General features: G+C 64.2%; 1 protein-coding gene. It reads right to left on the bottom strand.

The genetic code is table 11. From position 1 onward, the window contains the following. Window positions 1-1,155: cbb3-type cytochrome c oxidase subunit I (locus RMT89_RS40240; RefSeq protein WP_315888703.1), on the bottom strand; the 1,155-nt coding region annotated here is incomplete at both ends.

Raw genomic sequence — 1,155 nt, 5'->3', positions numbered from 1 at the left:
CTTCGGCCACCAGAAGTGGAAGCCGGAGAACATCGCGAAGACGACGGTGCCGAACACCACGTAGTGGAAGTGCGCCACCACGAAGTAGGAGTCGGAGAGGTGGAAGTCGAGGGGTGGTGAGGCGAGCAGGACGCCCGTGAGGCCGCCGAAGACGAAGGTGATCAGGAAGCCGGTGGCCCAGAGCATCGGGGTCTCGAAACTCAAGGACCCCTTCCACATGGTGCCGATCCAGTTGAAGAACTTCACGCCGGTCGGCACGGCGATCAGGAACGTCATGAAGGAGAAGAACGGCAGCAGCACTCCGCCGGTGACGTACATGTGGTGCGCCCACACCGTCACGGACAGGCCCGCGATCGAGATCGTGGCCGCGATCAGGCCCATGTAGCCGAACATCGGCTTGCGGGAGAAGACCGGGATGACCTCGGAGATGATCCCGAAGAACGGCAGGGCGATGATGTACACCTCTGGATGGCCGAAGAACCAGAAGAGGTGTTGCCACAGCAGGGCGCCACCGTTGGCGGAGTCGAAGATGTGGGCGCCGAACTTGCGGTCCGCCTCCAGCGCGAACAGCGCCGCGGCCAGGACGGGGAAGGCGAGCAGGACCAGGACACCGGTCAGCAGCACGTTCCAGGTGAAGATCGGCATGCGGAACATCGTCATGCCGGGTGCGCGCATGCAGATGATCGTGGTGATGAAGTTGACCGAGCCGAGGATGGTGCCGAAGCCGGAGAAGGCCAGACCCATGATCCACATGTCGGCGCCGATGCCCGGCGAGCGGATCGCGTCCGACAGCGGGCTGTAGGCGAACCAGCCGAAGTCGGCGGCGCCGTCGGGGGTGAGGAAGCCGCCGACCGCGATCAGCGAGCCGAACAGGTACAGCCAGTAGGCGAACATGTTCAGCCGCGGGAAGGCGACATCGGGGGCGCCGATCTGCAGCGGCATGATCCAGTTCGCGAAGCCGGCGAACAGCGGCGTCGCGAACATCAGCAGCATGATCGTGCCGTGCATCGTGAACGCCTGGTTGAACTGCTCGTTCGACATGATCTGCAGACCCGGCCGGGCCAGCTCGGCGCGCATGAACAGCGCCAGCACGCCACCGATGCAGAAGAACGCGAACGACGTGACCAGGTAGAGCGTTCCGATCGTCTTGTGGTC

It is taken from the genome of Streptomyces sp. P17, from assembly GCF_032436805.1.
GTDB lineage: Bacteria > Actinomycetota > Actinomycetes > Streptomycetales > Streptomycetaceae > Streptomyces.
This window is presented reverse-complemented; position numbering and strand designations above follow the sequence as displayed.